Origin of the sequence: Mesorhizobium sp. M2A.F.Ca.ET.037.01.1.1 (assembly GCF_003998075.1) — a bacterium.
Classification (GTDB): domain Bacteria; phylum Pseudomonadota; class Alphaproteobacteria; order Rhizobiales; family Rhizobiaceae; genus Mesorhizobium.
In genome coordinates, this window is sequence record NZ_RZSA01000740.1 from 1 (window position 1) to 3,453 (window position 3,453).

Here is a 3,453-nt window from a genome sequence, read left to right on the forward strand (position 1 = left end):
CTTGGTCATGTCAGTGTCCTTTCTAACGCCGAGGCCGGGCGCTGCGAACCCTGACCACTCCGCGCCCGGCCTCGGCTCAAGCTTCAGCCTAGGACACCGTCTGTCAGATAAAGTTTAAACTTTTACACTTCACGGGATGCGCTTCGCCGGTGACGGGGTCGAAGATGTCGATGGTGTCGCCGGCGAAATCGACAAACACCTTATCGCCGCCCAGGTGCGTCTGGCGCATCGTCGGGCGCGCACGCTCTTTCCAGGCCTCGAAGGTCGTGCAAAACCAGGTATAGCCAGCCGTCGGGATTGGCGGCGCGATATTCTAGGAGCACCCGAGTTACGCCGCGGCGGCGCAACGCCTTCTCCACATAGCTCCAATCGGGCACCGGCCGGCTGGGGCTTTGCGACGCCGCCTTCGGCGCCGGGAAGAGGAGCAGCTCAAGGCCTTCGTCATCCATCCCTTCAGGCAACGGCCAGCTCAGCCCGGCAAGACGGGCGCGCCGCAGATAACCATGCACAACACCATTGCTCACCCCGAGCGTGTGCGCGATGGCGCGCTCGGTCAGGGCCTGGACATGCCTTAGACGTAAAACTTCTCTGATCCGGCGCATCGACAATCTCTGGGTTGGCATCAGGCTTCCTCGTTTTGAACGAGCTGTAGACCGGTTGAGTTGTCGGCCGAAGCGTCCCGCACCTCCGAAAAGGTGCTCACGATCATCTGAAATCGTTGCTCACGATCTGAAATCGTTGCTCATGATCCCGTGAAATCCGTGCTCACGATGCGGTGAAATCCGTGCTCACGATTGCCTGAAATACGCACCACGCAGTGGGACACGACCATCCCACCATCGCATTTCCAAGTTTGCGACAGAACCCTTTGAATGCACCGGGTTTCCAACTGTATCTCAAACGATGCGTCGCACAACAAAGCTGCCGATCTACGACGTTGTTGGTCTCTGCAAAAAAAATGATGGCTTCGATCGGTTGAGGGTGTCGCGTTATGTGACTTTAAGCAGGGTCTAGGCGACTGAGAACACGTTCAGCGGCGAGCGGGCGATGATCTCGTGGAGAGTGTGCAGTGCGTTTGAGAGCTCGGTAAGGTCCTTCGGGCTGCCGAGGCAGACACGGATCGCGCCAGGATCGGCGTCGTCCACCATGGACGCGATGGGGGGCGTGGCGAGTATGTTGTGCCCGCGCGCGGCAGAGGCGAAGCCGACGGCCGACCATTCTGGGGGCAATGGCAGCCATCCATAAAAGGGCGGGAACTTAAGCCTCTCTACCGCGGGAAAGATGCCGGAAAACACGCGGTAGCGGTCGAGCGCCTGTTGCCGGCGCTCGCCCACCAGTTCGTCCAGCTTGCCGCTCTCGATGAGCCGGACCGCCATTTCGCTGAGCATAGGAGCTACGAACCAAGACGAGGCATGTAGGAGCAGTTCGGTTTGCTTTATTAAACCAGATGGCACAGTCAGCGTACCAAGGCGGAATCCCGGTGCGACGCATTTGGAATAGGACGTGATATAAAAGCTGCGGTCGGGAATGAGCTCCGCGAGCGGCACCGGCCGCTCCGGTAAGAAGAAGCCATAGACGTCATCCTCGATGATCGTCAGATCGAGGCTCTCGGCCAGTTCGGCGATGCGCCGCCGGCGGGTGAGGCTCATGGTGCGGGCCGTGGGGCTCTGCAACGTCGGCGTGCAATAGAATATTTTAGCGCCGGAGGCCCGGCTGGCCGTTTCCAGAGCGTCAGGATCGGCGCCTTCGTCGTCCAAGGCTACGGGGACGAGCGTGAGATGGTTGGCCGCGGCGATAGCCTTAAAGCCGGAATAGGTGAGGGTATCGACGAGGATGGTATCACCGGGCCGCGCCACCAGACGCACCGCAATGTCGATCGCATGCTGAGCCCCGTTGCACAAAAACAGCCGCGCCGGGTCTGCGTTGAACGAGCCATCGGAGACATTGGCGGCAATGATCTCGCGATGCTGCCCGATACCGCCGTGGGGGTGGTAGGCCAGGAGGGGCGCGAGGTCGCGGATGCGCGCGACCTCAGTCAACACTCCGGATAAAATCTCGGTCTCGTGCCCATCAGCCGGCACGTTCAACGCCATGTTCACTGGGTCCCGCGCAGCGGATGCCCCGTCGCGGCTAAGAGTGCGCCGGCGCACAAAGGTGCCTTGCCCGACGTGCCCACTGATGATACCGCGCTGCTCGGCCTCCTGATAGGCCTTGCTCACGGTGCCGACGGAGAGGCCGAGTTGCTCGGCCAACTCCCGATGCGGAGGTAGGCGGGAACCGTCGGTCAACCTGCCCTCGCTGACATCCTGTTCCAGCGCGTTCACCAGAGCCAGATAACGTGGCCCCTCGGCTGACAAGTGCTTTGGCAGCCATCCGGAAGACTTCATCCTGTCCAAGCCCATCAGCCGATGTTTCCTTTCTCAGCTCGTTTTCACTTTGTGCCGATATATCTCAAGATGGCCGACGTACTTCTTTGACCGTATAGGTCTTAATCCCCGGAGCCCAGCCGCTGTGCCGGCCGGTGCCGAAGGACGTTTCGTGAATCGTGACCACCAAGTGGTTCGTGCCGATGACGCCGAAGCACATGGCTGCGGATGCGGCGAACGGCGTGAAGTCATATCCCGCGAGACCATAGGGCAGCGCATTGGCTCGTGCGAGTGCCAGGTCCAAATCATCAACAACTTGCACCAGGGCAAGCGGGCCGAACGACTCCTATCTAGCCGCGCTCGTCTAATAGGGCGCATTTCAAATCCTGAAAGGCCCAGTCGACGGCGCTTAGCACGCGATAGAGCTGCTCGCGGTCGGCATGCGGCCAGGAAAGCGAGTTTTCTGTACATGTCCTCCTGTATCCTTCACTGGGTCTGCGATCACGCCGGTGAGGGCATCCCGCACCCCATTCGGATTAGATTATGTCATTTCTATCAATGAACCATCTAAATATAGGCTACCACGTGTCAAAGCGATAGTATCGATCGCTGCTTGCTGACAGATTGAATGTCTCACCTCAGCCGATAGGGCGCGCAGGACACCCGTGGTGCCCGGCACGCGATCAAATCGCTGATTAGAGCAGCTGTCATTGGCGCACCGCTGACGCCCAAATGGCCATGGCCGGTGGCGAATAGCACAGCGGGGTGCTCAGGGTGGGGACCAATGATCGGCAGGCTGTCCGGGGTCGATGGCCTTACTCCCATCCAGCGGGACACCTTGCTGACGAGTATGTCTGGTAGCATGGTGCGTGCGCAGGCGAGCAGCTTTTCGCTTTGCCTCTCGTCGGGCGGCGCGTCGGGAGCATCGAATTCGGCGATGCCCACGATGCGCAATCCCTCTGCCAGGGGCGTCGCAACGAAGGCCGATTCGGCGTCGGTCACGGGGCGGCTGATGGCGCCGGAAATGCCGGGCATGGTGATGTGATAGCCACGCTCACTGGTCAGCGATAGGGAAATTCCCATGGAG

General features: G+C 60.4%; 3 protein-coding genes and 1 pseudogene. All 4 read right to left on the bottom strand.

Going from position 1 to position 3,453, the window contains the following annotated elements; genetic code table 11:
• Positions 1–127 precede the first annotated feature (127 nt).
• Positions 128–623 (bottom strand): annotated as a pseudogene (locus tag EOA27_RS28070) (IS21 family transposase); the annotation flags it as partial.
• A gap of 387 nt (positions 624–1,010) precedes the next feature.
• Positions 1,011–2,402, bottom strand: coding sequence for a PLP-dependent aminotransferase family protein (locus tag EOA27_RS28075; RefSeq protein WP_127257774.1), 1,392 nt, complete (start codon positions 2,400–2,402; stop codon positions 1,011–1,013).
• A gap of 49 nt (positions 2,403–2,451) precedes the next feature.
• Positions 2,452–2,688, bottom strand: coding sequence for a hypothetical protein (locus EOA27_RS28080; RefSeq protein ID WP_245491180.1), 237 nt, complete (start codon positions 2,686–2,688; stop codon positions 2,452–2,454).
• 311 nt (positions 2,689–2,999) lie between these two features.
• The coding region (locus tag EOA27_RS28085) for an FAD-binding oxidoreductase (RefSeq protein WP_145970575.1) at positions 3,000–3,453 on the bottom strand (454 nt) is incomplete at its 5' end.